We start from the raw sequence: 14,199 nt of genomic DNA, 5'->3' as shown, positions 1-14,199 counted from the left end.
AGTTAATGATTTTTTTTCTCTGTTATGCGTAGTTTTTATTCGAAATCTAATATTGAGTGATAACCTTTCGGTATAGATTTTTTGCATTCTACTGTATTTACTTTGCATTTTACTTTACCTGATATTTTAGCGTTCCGTTCAAAAATTCCGGTAAAAATATATTCATTTGTTTCTTCGACTCCGTTTCCATTTAGGCTTCCATTTGTGAAAGTTCCCGATTGGATCCAACCACCAGCAGAACTTGACCAGCTTCCCGTGCCATTTAAACAATTTCCTGAACATAGAAAGTATTTGCCCCAAGTTCCAGCGATTGTTCTACCATCCTTAAAAGTAATTTTTCCTGCTGATCCAATTTTATGTTCTCCAAATTGCCATTCGGTATCAATTACTGTCCCGTCAGTTAATGTTTTTGTTCCTTTTCCATGATATACGCTTATGTAATCTATGTTTGGATTTGGTTGAATCCAATCCCAATCTCCTTCATAAGAAAAAATTAGAGATTCATTTCGATGGTATCCTGGTTTTTCTTGAATATATAGCATTTTTCCACGACCAAAAGGTAAAATACGGTCTACCCAAAAATTGAAAAATGGGCTTACTTTAGTTTGTCCTTCATAAATGTCTTTATATTCGCCAGTTGCGATGTATCTACCTTTGTTGTTCTGACATTGATTCTCTTCTGTGCATTTTAGCATTGAAGATCTACATGAAAATAAGATTGATATTGAAATTATAGTTGCTAGTATATTTTTCATTTGATGTACCTTCTCTTAAGTCTTAATTTTGGTTAGTTTTGTCAATTATGAACTTAGGTATTATTATAGTTCTGGTATGACTTCAATACATGTGTAACGGTTATGCGTCATGAGAAGGGTAACACTTTTTATTTATCTTTCTTGGTTTATGAACTTTGTATGAGTTAGGATCAGAAATGATCAAGAATAAATTTTGATCGATGAACCCCAGCTTATTAGAACCGAACCAAATGGAAACAGAATCGTTTTCATTTTTGATCCCGACATTAAATCCGTTAAAAGGATTTCCAACCATAACGAGGTGCCCATTCCAATTAATGTATCCTCTGTCATTGACATGTCTTTGCTTGAAGCCATAAGGATATGAGATGAGTAAATCAGCATTTGGATCGAATAGTTTATCTGACTTCACATAGATCTGTTCAGGAGTTTTCATACCTAGAGCTTCATGTGGTCTGTTTCTATTAAAATCGATTCTCCACTTGTCGAATAGTTTTTGGAAGAGAGTGATGTTTCCCACGATCTCATGTTGTAGTTCGCGAGCCATGTCCCTATGCATGCGCTCATGAGCGCCATTCTGGTAAGGTTTTCCAGGTTGAAATCGATCAAGTTTGATTCCTAGGGAGAGCCACCAAACAGAGAGTTTAGTGAGTCCCCAAAGGGACTGCATAGAAGCGAATGGAGGACCATTGTCAGAGCGAATGATATCCGGAATCCCATAGATTTTAAATAACCTAATAAATTCGGCCTTAACGGAAGGAATGTCCCCTTTCTTAAGAGTCTTTATAGAGAGAATGTATTTGGAGAAATCGTCTCGAACAGTGAGAGGATTAACTTCCGGAGTATACCACCATCCTTTAAAGTCAACAGTCCAAACATGATTAGGTCTGGTAGCTTTCTCGGGCATAGAGATACGTTGACCAGAGTTAGTGTGTCTTCTTTTTCTCTTAGAATCTTGTAGTCCCGCTTTCTTAAGAATTCGTTCAATGGTAGATCTGTTAGGAGCCTTGCGATTCGGGAATTGAGTCTTGTAGAGTTCTCGGATTTTCTTAGCACCCCAAAACTTTCTGTGATTTTTGATCTTAATGATCTCTAAAATTGTATCTTGAGCAATTTTAGCGGGAGAGTTCTTCGGAGTTTTCTTCCAATCACGAAGACCTTCTTTCCCTTCCTTCAGAAAGGGTTCTTACCACTTGTATCCACACTTAGTGGAGATGCCATACTGAGCACAAAGCTGAGTAAAATTGACGCCTGTCTGGAACGAATCCAGAACGAATTGAAATCTTAAATCCACGGTATTAAACTCCTTCCAAGGCATCCCCAAAGCCCTCCTAAAAAGGTGATCTAAAGGGATGAATAACTTGAAAGTGTTACCTATGTGTCGTAGACCGAACGAGGGCGGCAGTACCGAAGTGAAGCGGTTAGTCGCTGTTATACGAAGTTTTTTATTCGAAAGTTTTCTTTCATTTTTTTCCAATTTTCTTCTGTTATTAGTTTTTGTTTATCGTCTTTTATATTGCTGATTAATTTCTGAAAGTGAATGTTTACTTTTTCCAGGCCGATTTGAGAGAATCGATTTGCAACATTAAGTCTTTTCATTTTGCAATTTATTTCTAGTAATAACCAGAGAAAATATATTTCATTATGAATATAATACTTCTCCAATACTCTTAGATTTCTTTTAGTTTGAATATCTTCGGGATTGATAGAATCAAATGGTTTGGGAAAATTTTCGAACTCTTTGTAAAATTCTAATCCAAATTTTTCGAATGAATTTTGAATTTGAAGAATTGATGAGATATTATCTTCTTCCTTTTCTTTTAATTTCCAACCTGAACTTCCAAAACCATTCCGAGTTAATCTTTCCCGGATTAGGCAACTATTAAATCTGATTTTTGCTGGTTGAATATTTCCAGCCAGATCTGGTATTAAATTAAAATGAATTGCAGTTTCACAGTAAATTGTTCCACCTATCCAAGATCCATAAATTCCGAAAATTTGAATTATATTATTTGTTGTTTTGTAAAAGTTAAAACCGTCTCCATTCCACCCCATTTCTTTTAATTTAGGAGATAGATGTAAACGAGAGAGATTTTTAAATTCTTTTGCACCCATTTAGATATTCAATTTAAAAAATTGCGTATAACGAAATAGCGGAGACGACGTTCCCCGACCCTGAGTCCCGTACGGGACGTTAGGGACTGGCATGTAGCTTGCGTATGCAAGGCGAATGCCAGAAGGGGAATTTGCCGGAGGCCAAGCGAGGCCGGAAGTGCCGAAGCGAAGCGGTAACATGCTGTTATACGACGTGCTTGGGTTTAACTGGCTTTAAGCTCTTTATATTTTTTTATTGCTCTTAACTCATTTTTCAATTCATATTGTTTGATTTCTAAATCATAATGAGCTTGAATCGAGAGCCAGAACTCAGGAGAATTTCCGAAGAATTTAGAGAAACGCAGAGCTGTATCTGCTGTAATTGCTCTTTTCCCATGAATAATTTCACTAATTCTTTTTTGATCGATAAGAGTACTTTGCGCAAGTTTGTAAGCAGATAATTCCATCGGTTTAAGAAAGTCTTCTAATAGAATTTCCCCAGGATGAATGTTCATAAGTTCTTTATTCATACAGAATCTCCTTAATGATAATCCATAATTTCCACATTTTCGACAGAACCATTATTCCAATTAAAACAGATTCTATATTTCATATTGATACTTATTGAATGTTGTCCAGATCGGTCATCAGTAAGGTGGTGCAGTCTGTTTCCGGGTGGTGTTTTTAAATCATCTAGATTTTTAGCACTATCGATATGGATCATTTTTCTTCTCGCGGTTCTTTGAATTTCCTTTGGAAATTTTTTAGATAGAGCACCATTCCAAATAGCTTCAGTATCTTTGTCTCTGAAGGATTTTATCACAAGTCAATACTGGTGTATTGAGATACTAGTGTCAAACACTATTACTGATGATTTTAAGATATTTTCATTTGGAACTAAGATTTCAAAAAATGACATGTTCGTTTTTTCTTCGCTAACGTATCAGACAGATTTAAAATTAGTAATTTAAGCTTCCAAGAATGTCGTATAACGAACTAGACTTACCGAAGTTCCATGACCCTGAGTCCCGGAACGGGACGTTAGGGACTGGCATGTAGCTTGCGTAAGCAAGGCGAATGCCAGAAAGGGAATTTGCCGTAGGCCGAGCGAGGGCTTGTCCCGAAGCGAAGCGTTAAGTCGCTGTTATGCGTAGTCCCGTATATTAAATTATTTCTTATATAGCTTAATAAATTCATCGAAAGCTTCTTTACCGCTACTCGATTCATTTAAACACCATTCTTCTACTTTTTGTAAGTCAAAATTTTGACTTTTTGCAACTAACAACGCCTGATCTAGACATTCTCTAGCTTTGAAATGTATGAATGAAGCTAGTCTATCTTTGATACAATCTGTAGGAGATAAAATTTTGAGAATCTTTCCTTTGAATTCTTTTTCGTCAGGAATAATTCTATAATCATCGCCTATTGATACAGGTGCAGAAACGAATTCAATATACAGATGCGGACATTTTGGGTGAACATAATGACGATTTACTTTGTTAAAGCCAATACTTTCCATAGTAGACTTGATTTCAGTCTGCTTTGATAAAAGTGGTTCAACTAAATCTAAATCGCCAGAACGATATGCTCCTTTTGAATAAATAGCCACGACAGCGCCACCAACTAAAACGGAATGAATTCCTTTATTTGCAAGATGCCATCCAACAAATTTCCAAAGGTCTTCCTCATTAACGATAGGCCAATTAGGCTCTTCCATATACAGGTTTCCCTTTTAGCCTAGGCCTTCTTCGTGCTGAAAATATTTTTTCTTTTTCTTCTATAGTTAATGAATTATAAAATATCTCTAAGATATCTTTAATAGGTTTGACAAATGGAGATTTTTGGTTAAATGAAAAAAGCCTAGTTCTTCCGACATTTTTTGCTACAAGAATACCGGCATTTTCAAAACGTTCGAGTTGTAACCTAATTGGTGTAGAAGCGAGTTGATAATCCTTTGCTATTGCAGCTGAATGAATTTCATTGTAATGAAATAAATGTAGAAGAACTCGTGAAGCAGTTTTGTTCCCAAATATACCATCAAGTATCATGATTTATAAATACAGATTCGCTCAAATCTATCAACCAAAAAATAGTCGATATAGACTAAAAAGTAGTCTATAGGGATTACGCATAACGAACTAGACTTAACGACGTAGGCTGGCCCTGAGTCCCGAACGGGACGTTAGGGACTCAGGGCCACGACACTTGCGGATGCAGGGGGAGTGCCAGAAGCCTATGTGTCGCAGACCGAGCGAGGCCTTGTGCCGAAGCGAAGCGTTAAGTCGCTGTTATACGCCGTTTTTTTACTCTTTTGGTTTAAACATTTCCTCAATCTGTTGGTTCTTTATGTTTAGAATGTTTTCTAAATCCTTTGGGTTTAATTCGAAATCTATATAAGTTTTGTCAGTCCCCATGTTTTCAATAATCCATTTACTAGCATTGTCTATTTGTTCAGATGCATAAAATGCTTTCTTTCTATTTTCATCTGTAAAGTAATATTTTGCATATTCCTCATCTGCTTCTAATCTTATATCATCCCAGAAAGCTAATTGCGCATTCAATAGATATTGAGTTAATTTACCTAAATGAATTGAGTTTATAAAAATTTTTGTCCGTATTTCTTCTGTTTTTTTATGTAATTTATTGTATTTATTTTTTTTTATATCAAGTGTTGAAGATCGTACTTCGTTCAATCCATAAAGAATTTCAAAAAAAAGAGAATAAATTTCTTTATAAAAATCTATTCATTTTTTGTTGGCATCTATAATAGTATTTTGTAGAATATTTTTTCTGATATCTTCATCTCGAAATAATAATTCGATTTCTCTTTTATGTTGTTCTAAATTTTTTTCTGTATCCAATCTGAGTGAAGCTTCAGTTTTTTTAATAGTTTCATCTGCGCTAAGTTTTATCGTTTGTTCATAGTTTTTTATCGTTTTTTCCGTAGCTTCACGTGCTAAATTTTTAATTTTTTGTAAAATAAAGGAAAAAATACATAGAGCACTGATATAGAATATTGCACTAAGTATGCTTTGGTTCTTCTGAAGGAAGGATAAAATTAATTCTATCATTTTTGTTATTTTCTTACTTTTTTAAAAAATGGCGTATAACGAACTAGACTTAACGAAGTTCCCCGACCCTGAGTCCCAGCGGGACGTTAGGGACTGGCATGTAGCTTGCGTAAGCAAGGCGAATGCCAGAAGGGGAATTTGCCGAAGGCCGAGCGAGGCCTCGTGCCGAAGCGAAGCGTTAAGGCGCTGTTATGCGTAGTCGTATATTTATAATCCCCATAGCTCTCTTGGGCTCTTATTGGATGGAATTGGAGTAAAATTAAGTTCATTTGTGCTTAGTTGAATGTCATTATTATCTAATGCTTTTTTTAGAACTTCTGATTTTTCATTGATTTGTGTTTCAACGTATTTTTGGGAAACCTCGATCAATTTCAATATTGATTGGTAGAAATAGGGATCTTCAACTTTGCTCCTACTTACACTTATAATAATAATTTCATGTAATCCAGACTCATTTTTATTTCCTCCGATTCCGCCTATATTCATAAGTGTATTCGAATGTACAATGTGTTGGTTTCTCCAGTTCATTACTAGTCTATGAAATTCTCTCATAGATAAACTAGCTGGGTTTGTCGGATCTGGGACGGTAGCGTCAAAAATTTCTATAGGTATTGGTAAGGAGTAATCGCTATTAAAGCATCGAGTATAAGAGACAACTGCTGATACAGAAAGTGATTCCTTTACCAGTATTTCTTGAAAATCATTAAAGGAATTTAACAGAGTTTCTATGTATTTTTATGATTCTTCCAGGTCATTTTTTGTTAAATTCAATCTGACTAAATGATCGGAAATTTTTGTAAATTTATCTTTTGTATCTAGTTTAAAGAATAGGTTTTCCATTAATCCTCTATACTAATAGTATAATTTTTTAGACAATTTTCACAACCCATGCAAGGTGACTTTTAGGTATATTTTCAATTTTATTTCTGTATTGTGCTCGCATATATGCAAGACGCATATGTCCCTCTAGTAGATGAAAATCTTTTGAAAATTTTATATTCTGATATGATTGAATTTGGTTTACTGTTAAAATAATAATTGGTTTTGGCCAAGTTTTATTTTCGATAAAATATTTAGCTAACCAAGTTTTCATCCGAAGTGGATTTTTTCTAGCATAGAGTTCATCGCCCCAAAAATCTAATGGAACCCTTTCTTTCCATCCTATATTATTATATATTTTCTCAGTGCTCCAGTTTTCTAAATTGAATTCAAAATTTTCAAATTTTAGATCCCAGTAGTCATTTAAAAAATTACTGCGATGTCTGAATGTCCACTGTTCTAATACGCAGCTTGGGAAATTTGGTAATATCTGTTTAAGATCGTGAGATATGAATAAAAAATCTTCATATTCATATCTATCTTTAATTTTACTGAATATATCCTTTTATCTTTCTTTTGAAAGTTCCATTTTTTCTGATTTCTAATTATACGATTACGCATAACGAACTAGACTAACCGACGTAGGCTGGCCCTGAGTCCCGAACGGGACGTTAGGGACTGGAACGACGCTTGCGCTAGCAAGAGGAGTGCCAGAAGCCTATGTGTCGTAGACCGAGCGAAGGCGCAAGTCCCGAAGCGAAGCGGTTAGTTGCTGTTATGCGTAGTGACCTAATTATAAAGATCAAGCTTATGGACTTTGCTCATTAGTTTGAAATGTTTATCTAAAGTGAATAGGGAGCAATGATTTTGAATTGTATTTTGAAGAATCAGTAAATCTGGAATGCCAATTTTATTGATTCCATTTTTAAGGTTTGTGGTCTGAAATTCGATTATTTGCTTCCAATCTATATTCATTTCAAAACTTTCAATAGAATCCAGAATTTGAATTAATTGATTTTGTTTTTTGATTTTAAGAAATGGAATTATTTCAGTCAAAATTAAATCATTTGTAAAAATGTTTCCAATATCGATCAGTTTATCAACCTCGTAAGAGACTTTAGAATTAGAATCTCTAAAATATTCGATCCAAACAGAAGAATCTAATAAAACCTGATTCATCTTTTTCTTAAATCATTAAGGTTTATGTCAAGATCGATCGTTCCTTTGAAATTTTTTAGGTTTTTCAACTTTTCTTTTCTAATTAATGTATTCAAACCTTCTTTGATTACATCTGTTTTAGTTTTGATGTGTGTAAGTTTCATTGCTTCTAAAACTAACTCTTCTGGTATATCTATTGTTGTTCTCATTATATGCATAATTTTACTATTTTATATGCATTAGTCAACTCCTGTTTTTCTGTCACATTAGTAAAAGTTAAGGAAATTTTTTCCTTTATATTGGTGTTACCCTTGTCCTGAGGCATACATTTAGGTCATTACGCATAACGAACTAGACTAACCGACGTAGGCTGGCCCTGAGTCCCGGAGCGGGACGTTAGGGATTGGCACGACGCTTGCGTAAGCAAGAGGAGTGACAAAAGCCTATGTGTCGTAGACCGAACGAGGGCGCAAGTCCCGAAGTGAAGCGGTTAGTCGCTGTTATTCGCAGTGTGGTATTTATTAAGATTAATTCTTTTTCAATTAAATATGATTATATCTCAGAAATGGTAAATTAAGAAAGAGTATAGTCAGGTCGACTACAAACATTCTCTGTAAAAATGGCATCCAATAAATATGAATAATGTATATGGATTTAAGATGCCAATAGATACAACTGTAAGGATTATTTTGAAATTGATTAAATCATGGGTTCGTTTATAAATCCATAGTAGTAGAATAGGTAAGTAAGAGAATGCTAAAAATATAGTAAGCAGCATATGACCGTATTGCTTTGTTTGGTTTCCATACAATATTTCACTCTTACAATAAGCAAAGGCAAAATTTACTGCTAAAAAGCTGAAACCTAATAATAGGAATGCAAATAATATTGTAATGAAGTATTTTTTTATTATTTTTCGATAGTTCGATTTAAATTTGAGAGGTTTGATAAGTTTCATACTTAATTGAAACGAATGGATTAAGATTATTTCAAAGTTGAGTTTATGAATAGTCCGTGTAAATCTTTATGAATATATCAGAGAATTTGTTTTTTCATTCTATTAAAAAGTGGATTTATTTTACCTATCAAGTAATTACGTAGAATTTATTTTAATTAGTAATGAATAATATTTTACCACTTGTCGCATAACGAACTAGCCTTAACGACGTAGGCTGACCCTGAGTCCCGAACGGGACGTTAGGGACTGGCCACGACACTTGCGTAGGCAAGGGGAGTGCCAGAAGCCTATGTGTCGCAGACCGAGCGAGGCCGCAAGTGCCGAAGCGAAGCGTTAAGGTGCTGTTATACGACGTCACCGAGGTACTAAATAGAATTAAGAAGCTTTTGCTAGATCTTTGTAATTGTGAATTCCGTTAAATTCTTTTTGTTTTTTCAACATTTCTTCTTCCAGATCATAATCATTTTGTAAACCAAGCCAGAATTGTGGAGTAGTTCCAAAAAATTTTGATAAGCGTATTGCCGTATCAGCAGAAATTGATCTTTTATAAAGTAGAATTTGACTGATTCTTGTTTGTGGAATACCAGTTTCCTTAGCAAGGCGATAGGCAGTTATATTCAATGGAGTAAGAAACTCTTCCGATAGAATTTGTCCAGGATGTATGTTTGCTAAACGTTTCATAAAATCTCCTTATCAATGGTAATCAACAATTTCTACTAAAGAAGCGTTATTTCCGTCCCAATAAAAACAGATACGCCATTGATCATTAATTCGTATACTATACTGGCCTTTTCTGTTACCTTTTAGAATCTCTAACTTATTTCCTGGAGGAACTTTTAAGTCTTCAATATTTTGAGCATTATTAATCATCCTAAGTTTTTTTCTGCCTTGGTTCTGAACTTCATTTGGTAAATCTTTAGAAAACTCACCTTTCCAAACTTTTTCAGTTTTTTTGTCGGCAAAACCTATAATCACAATCAGATACTAACGTATTGCGATACTATTGTCAATAGTTATTTTGTTCTTTGGATAAAATTCTTGGTGATGTCGTATAACGAACTAGACTAACCGACGTAGGCTGGCCCTGAGTCCCAACGGGACGTTAGGGACTGGAACGAGGCTTGCGTAAGCAAGAGGAGTGCCAGAAGCCTATGTGTCGCAGACCGAGCGAGGGCGTAAGTCCCGAAGCGAAGCGGTTAGTCGCTGTTATGCGACGTTGCGGGGAGCGACACGGATGTCGCAATCTTATCTAAGTTCGTCTTTTATTCTTAAGTATTCATCAGGTGTAATTATTTTTAAACCTTTGATTTTTTCAAGAGTAAGTAAGTCTTTATCACCAGTAATTATGAAATCTATATTTGCAGAAAAAGCAGTTTCAAGAATGTGAAAATCATCTCTATCTCTTAGATTTAAATAATCCTTTAGAGGTTTATTTTTAGTAATAGTTGTAGAGCCTCTGATTTCTTCAATTGTGAACTGAATAAAGTCATTTGGAAGTTTAAACTTAGGTTTCGCTAAAGTTTCTTCAATTTCATTGAGAATTTCATTTGAAATATATCCAACAAAAACCTCGTCTATTAAATCTTGTAAAACAAGCTTAGGTTTTCCATTAAATAGAATCGCAGAAATGTAAATGTTTGTATCTAGGAGAACTTTAAGCATTAAGAAACTTTTCTATTTCTTCTAACAGCTTTAATTTCTCCAAAAATGTCAGCTTCTGTAATATTTGATTTTTCAACAGATTTAGTGCCGAAATCGAAGATAGCTTGCCACTTAGATTTTTTCTCAATGTAAGTCCTTGCTGCCTCACGAATCAGTTCAGATCTGGATCTATGCTCTCTTTTTGCAATTTTATCGATTTCTTTTAAGAGAGTTTTTTCGAAAGAGATATTTACAGTCTGATTCATAATTCTCCAAGATATACAAAATTTGTATATTTGTCAAATCGATAATTTTAAAGGATTTCTTAAAAACGCCACACGGATGTGGCGATTCTTCCCCGCAATGTTCGCATAACGAACTCAGCTAACCGACGTAGGCTGGCCCTGAGTCCCGGAGGGACGTTAGGGACTGGAACGACGCTTGCGCAAGCAAGAGGAGTGCCAGAAGCCTATGTGCCGCAGGCCGAGCGAGGCCGGAAGTGCCGAAGCGAAGTGGTTAGCGGTAGTTATACGCTGTGGTGCATTTTATTCGTTATACCCGAAATAACAAAAGAAGTCCATTTTAATTTTTTTCTTACTATTTTCAGGCCAATGTCCGGATAAAAGTTGTCTTAAATTTTCTAACAAATGATCAGAATATTTATCTATATATAGTTTTACGGCTGACCAAGTTTGTAAATATGAAAGTAATTGATTTAAGTCCCAAGATAAAGACATTTCGACTTCCGGAATATTAATTTTTGTAAATGGAAATTCAATGCCAGAGTATTGTTTATGTAAAATTCTATTTTTATCGGACCAAAAAGGATCAATGATTTTAAAAAGAGCTGAATCAATTATGTTGTCAATATTATTATCTATTTTAAAGAAACTATATCCCCAAGTAACAAATAGCCCATTCTTTTTAAGTGTTCTTTTGACCTCATTAAAGTAGATTTGAAAATTAAACCAATGAAGACATTGAGCAGCACAAATGAGGTCGAAGTAATTATTCGGGAAATAAGTATTCTCAGAATTCTGAATAGAGTAGTTAATTTTTTCGTGTTTGAAAGAGTTTATAATTTGATTTTCATTTATATCGGAAGCTTCAATTTTTTCAAAATATGAAGCTAAATCAATGGCAACTTGTCCATTTCCGCAAGCGCAATCCCAAGCAAGTTTATTACCATTGCAGTGCTTGTTTATGAAACTGTATAATTCTAATGGATACCGAGGGCGGTTTAAAAAATATTTTTCTGATTCAAGATTGAAAGTTTTTGCGTTTTTATCCAAATTAATTTTCCTTTTTGTTAAAGAAATTTTGCACCATAGCGTATAACGAACTAGGGGAGACGACGTTCCCTGACCCTGAGTCCCAACGGGACGTTAGGGACTGGCATGTAGCTTGCGTAGCCCAAGCGAGGCCGTAAGTGCCGAAGCGCAGCGTTTCCCCGCTGTTATGCGTAGTGGCTAAGGTATGATAATATAGCTTTTATTTGAATTTTTAGCCCTTAGGAGGATATTTATCATTTCCATGACTATCTTTTTGAGAAATTTGACCATTCAAGTTGTGAATATAAAACTCAGAATGTTGGTTTTTACTAATTTCTCTTCCTTTATCGATTGCTTCTTTTTTCGTTTGGGTATGTAAGATGGCTCTTTCTCCACCACCTTTTTTTATATTCCAACCACCGTTTTGTGCAGGGACAACGTGATGTGTTTTTTTAGACATAGTGAATCTCCAAGAAGGATTATGTCCCTAAATATACAATACGGATGTATAGTTGTCAATATATTTTTGGTGTCTCTTTTTAAAAAGTTAAGTAGTATTTTCAGGTAAATGAATCGAAAGACAAGAAATTACGCTAAAAAATTTGATTCTCTTATCAATTTCTTGATTTGTTAGGCCAGGTTCTTATTTTACATTTTTCTTTTTTTATTAAACGGTCACGCCACATGAGATCAGTTAGTAAAATTACAACGGTAAAATTAAATCTTTCTCTAGCATTAGATTCTTTTTCTAGTTCCTTGGGTCCTAGCCAAGGAAGCATATTACAGAATTGAATAATTGTACTATTTTTAAAATCTATGTCTTTCCATGAGTGGCCAAATTCATTGCGAATTTTTCTTATTATGTTGATTTCATTATATTCATTTTCCTGAAGTAAACCTAGAGAGTAGGCTATTTTTATTTTTGATGAAAATGTACCTAATGGTGCATTAAATCTTTCAATTAAATCTTTAGATGATTTAACATCTGCAAAATAACTAAATAACATTTTCATTAACCATTCATCAATTAATGAAGTAGAAACAAGAACTGCTCCTCGATCGCTTTCTTTATTGAATTCATTCAGAAATTGAGATAATTCTATTATTTCGGGATCGGTCTTGTTGGACATTCGATTAAATTTTGTCTTTGACTTATTCTAATTAATTTTAGCCATTACGCATAACGAACTAGCCTTAACGACGTAGGCTGACCCTGAGTCCCGACGGGACGTTAGGGACTGGCCACGACACTTGCGCAGGCAAGGGGAGTGCCAGAAGCCTATGTGTCGCAGACCGAACGAGGCCGTAAGTGCCGAAGTGAAGCGTTAAGGCGCTGTTATCTGCCGTTTTTTATGACTTTAATTTATTCAACATTTAAACCTGATGTATTTAAATTTCCTAGGGTTGATGTTATATTTTGATATTCAGTGCCCTCTTCATTGAATATACCGTAAATAAAGGTAATTTGTAAGTTATAAATAGAAAAATATTGATTCTTTGATTTTATTAAACCTATCTTTTGAGAATAGATATTTTTAATACCAAAGGATTGAACTGCACCATTTGCATTTTTTGATAAAGCGGAAAATTTTATTTTGGAGATATTTTTAAAGTCATAATCTTTAAATGGTTCAACTCTTTTTAGGTCTCTATCAGTAATATTGGAGAGTTGTTCAATACTGTTAAAATATTTCAAAAACCAGTCGTGTGTATTTTGGTCGCTAAGGCATCGGTTTAGTTTATCTTTTGATAAGATTCGAGCATTGTTTATAATCGAAGCACCATAGAAATTATCATCTAATTGAAAAATAGAATCGTATGTTATCGAATACCTTAAAGAAATTTCTCCAATGCTAATCCGAAGTCTTCTGTATAGATGATATGTATTATAATTGGTTAAGACTTCTTGAAAATGGATTGCGTAGGCTAAAGACAGTAATGGATTTTCAAATATGAAAAATCCTCCGTCACCTGAATCAATAAAGTCGATTTCCAGTTTAGAATTTTTAATATATTTTTGAAATAGTATGAAATCATATTTTGCTATATTTAGATTAGTCACATCGATTAATAATTTGAATATGACAGGGATAAAATTTTGATTCGGTTCAGGAAATTGAGAATACTGGTAAATATCAATTCCCAGAGTGGATTTTATGTCTGTTTTAATAGTATCGGTTAAAAATTGTCTTTCTAATTCTTTATCGTTAGCTGAATATGATGAATAGTTATGTTCAGTGTCATATTTTTTTAATTCAGCTTCTATGTTTTCTAGGCTATGTTTATTTGAATTCATTTTCTAAGTGTCCAAGTTATTCAAAATTTTTATAGAGTGAATTTGATTTGAAAAATGGCAGATAACGAACTAGACTAACCGACGTAGGCTGGCCCTGAGTCCCAACGGGACGTTAGGGACTGGAACGAGGCTTGCG

Annotated in this window: 21 protein-coding genes; all 21 read right to left on the bottom strand. The window is 34.4% G+C overall.

Annotation, left to right across the window (positions count from 1 at the left end; translation table 11 throughout):
- Positions 1-35: 35 nt before the first annotated feature.
- The 21 genes from EHQ31_RS09375 to EHQ31_RS09275 all read right to left on the bottom strand — a co-directional run bounded on the left by EHQ31_RS09375 (position 36) and on the right by EHQ31_RS09275 (position 14,063).
- The gene (locus tag EHQ31_RS09375; RefSeq protein WP_135582927.1) at positions 36-695 is read right to left on the bottom strand and encodes an MORN repeat-containing protein; all 660 of its coding nucleotides are present in this window, start codon (positions 693-695) and stop codon (positions 36-38) included.
- Between the two features lie 160 nt (positions 696-855).
- Positions 856-1,662, bottom strand: coding sequence for an integrase core domain-containing protein (locus tag EHQ31_RS09370; protein WP_135574574.1), 807 nt, complete (start codon positions 1,660-1,662; stop codon positions 856-858).
- Between the two features lie 524 nt (positions 1,663-2,186).
- Positions 2,187-2,870 (bottom strand): DUF4304 domain-containing protein, encoded by a 684-nt coding sequence (locus tag EHQ31_RS09365; protein ID WP_135574184.1) that lies wholly within the window; start codon positions 2,868-2,870, stop codon positions 2,187-2,189.
- Between the two features lie 203 nt (positions 2,871-3,073).
- On the bottom strand, positions 3,074-3,379 hold the full coding sequence (locus tag EHQ31_RS09360; RefSeq protein ID WP_015679981.1) for a HigA family addiction module antitoxin: 306 nt from the start codon (positions 3,377-3,379) through the stop codon (positions 3,074-3,076).
- Positions 3,380-3,390: 11 nt separating this feature from the next.
- Positions 3,391-3,672: a type II toxin-antitoxin system RelE/ParE family toxin gene (locus EHQ31_RS09355; RefSeq protein ID WP_135574182.1), complete on the bottom strand. Its 282-nt coding sequence runs from the start codon at positions 3,670-3,672 to the stop codon at positions 3,391-3,393.
- 345 nt (positions 3,673-4,017) lie between these two features.
- Complete coding sequence (locus EHQ31_RS09350; protein WP_135574180.1) at positions 4,018-4,566, bottom strand: hypothetical protein; 549 nt, start codon at positions 4,564-4,566, stop codon at positions 4,018-4,020.
- Complete coding sequence (locus tag EHQ31_RS09345; protein WP_100729106.1) at positions 4,553-4,897, bottom strand: helix-turn-helix domain-containing protein; 345 nt, start codon at positions 4,895-4,897, stop codon at positions 4,553-4,555. Before EHQ31_RS09345 ends, EHQ31_RS09350 begins: the two co-directional genes overlap by 14 nt.
- Before the next feature lie 255 nt (positions 4,898-5,152).
- A complete protein-coding gene (locus EHQ31_RS09340; RefSeq protein ID WP_135574178.1) occupies positions 5,153-5,542 on the bottom strand; it encodes a hypothetical protein in 390 nt (129 codons plus the stop codon).
- 51 nt (positions 5,543-5,593) lie between these two features.
- Entirely contained in the window at positions 5,594-5,920 is a 327-nt protein-coding gene (locus EHQ31_RS09335) for a hypothetical protein (RefSeq protein WP_135574176.1), read from the bottom strand.
- A 207-nt stretch (positions 5,921-6,127) separates the two neighbouring features.
- Positions 6,128-6,406: a hypothetical protein gene (locus tag EHQ31_RS09330; RefSeq protein WP_135574175.1), complete on the bottom strand. Its 279-nt coding sequence runs from the start codon at positions 6,404-6,406 to the stop codon at positions 6,128-6,130.
- 382 nt (positions 6,407-6,788) lie between these two features.
- The gene (locus EHQ31_RS09325; protein ID WP_135574173.1) at positions 6,789-7,013 is read right to left on the bottom strand and encodes a hypothetical protein; all 225 of its coding nucleotides are present in this window, start codon (positions 7,011-7,013) and stop codon (positions 6,789-6,791) included.
- A 515-nt stretch (positions 7,014-7,528) separates the two neighbouring features.
- The gene (locus EHQ31_RS09320; RefSeq protein WP_135574171.1) at positions 7,529-7,918 is read right to left on the bottom strand and encodes a PIN domain-containing protein; all 390 of its coding nucleotides are present in this window, start codon (positions 7,916-7,918) and stop codon (positions 7,529-7,531) included.
- Positions 7,915-8,115, bottom strand: a complete 201-nt coding sequence (locus EHQ31_RS09315) for a type II toxin-antitoxin system VapB family antitoxin (RefSeq protein ID WP_208652760.1) — start codon at positions 8,113-8,115, stop codon at positions 7,915-7,917. Before EHQ31_RS09315 ends, EHQ31_RS09320 begins: the two co-directional genes overlap by 4 nt.
- A gap of 1,115 nt (positions 8,116-9,230) precedes the next feature.
- Positions 9,231-9,536: a HigA family addiction module antitoxin gene (locus EHQ31_RS09310; RefSeq protein WP_100721806.1), complete on the bottom strand. Its 306-nt coding sequence runs from the start codon at positions 9,534-9,536 to the stop codon at positions 9,231-9,233.
- A gap of 12 nt (positions 9,537-9,548) precedes the next feature.
- A complete protein-coding gene (locus tag EHQ31_RS09305) occupies positions 9,549-9,830 on the bottom strand; it encodes a type II toxin-antitoxin system RelE/ParE family toxin (protein WP_135574167.1) in 282 nt (93 codons plus the stop codon).
- Between the two features lie 270 nt (positions 9,831-10,100).
- Positions 10,101-10,517: a putative toxin-antitoxin system toxin component, PIN family gene (locus EHQ31_RS09300; RefSeq protein ID WP_135574165.1), complete on the bottom strand. Its 417-nt coding sequence runs from the start codon at positions 10,515-10,517 to the stop codon at positions 10,101-10,103.
- Positions 10,517-10,762 (bottom strand): CopG family ribbon-helix-helix protein, encoded by a 246-nt coding sequence (locus EHQ31_RS09295; RefSeq protein ID WP_135574163.1) that lies wholly within the window; start codon positions 10,760-10,762, stop codon positions 10,517-10,519. Before EHQ31_RS09295 ends, EHQ31_RS09300 begins: the two co-directional genes overlap by 1 nt.
- Before the next feature lie 279 nt (positions 10,763-11,041).
- Positions 11,042-11,788, bottom strand: coding sequence for a class I SAM-dependent methyltransferase (locus EHQ31_RS09290; RefSeq protein WP_167481651.1), 747 nt, complete (start codon positions 11,786-11,788; stop codon positions 11,042-11,044).
- A gap of 211 nt (positions 11,789-11,999) precedes the next feature.
- The gene (locus EHQ31_RS09285; RefSeq protein ID WP_135574159.1) at positions 12,000-12,227 is read right to left on the bottom strand and encodes a DUF2188 domain-containing protein; all 228 of its coding nucleotides are present in this window, start codon (positions 12,225-12,227) and stop codon (positions 12,000-12,002) included.
- A gap of 154 nt (positions 12,228-12,381) precedes the next feature.
- A complete protein-coding gene (locus EHQ31_RS09280) occupies positions 12,382-12,897 on the bottom strand; it encodes an MltR family transcriptional regulator (protein WP_135574157.1) in 516 nt (171 codons plus the stop codon).
- Positions 12,898-13,130: 233 nt separating this feature from the next.
- Complete coding sequence (locus EHQ31_RS09275; RefSeq protein ID WP_135574155.1) at positions 13,131-14,063, bottom strand: hypothetical protein; 933 nt, start codon at positions 14,061-14,063, stop codon at positions 13,131-13,133.
- Positions 14,064-14,199: the final 136 nt, after the last annotated feature.

The organism is Leptospira montravelensis (genome assembly GCF_004770045.1).
GTDB lineage: Bacteria > Spirochaetota > Leptospiria > Leptospirales > Leptospiraceae > Leptospira_A > Leptospira_A montravelensis.
The sequence above is the reverse complement of the archived record's forward strand: the minus strand, read 5'-3'. Positions and strand labels throughout refer to the sequence as shown.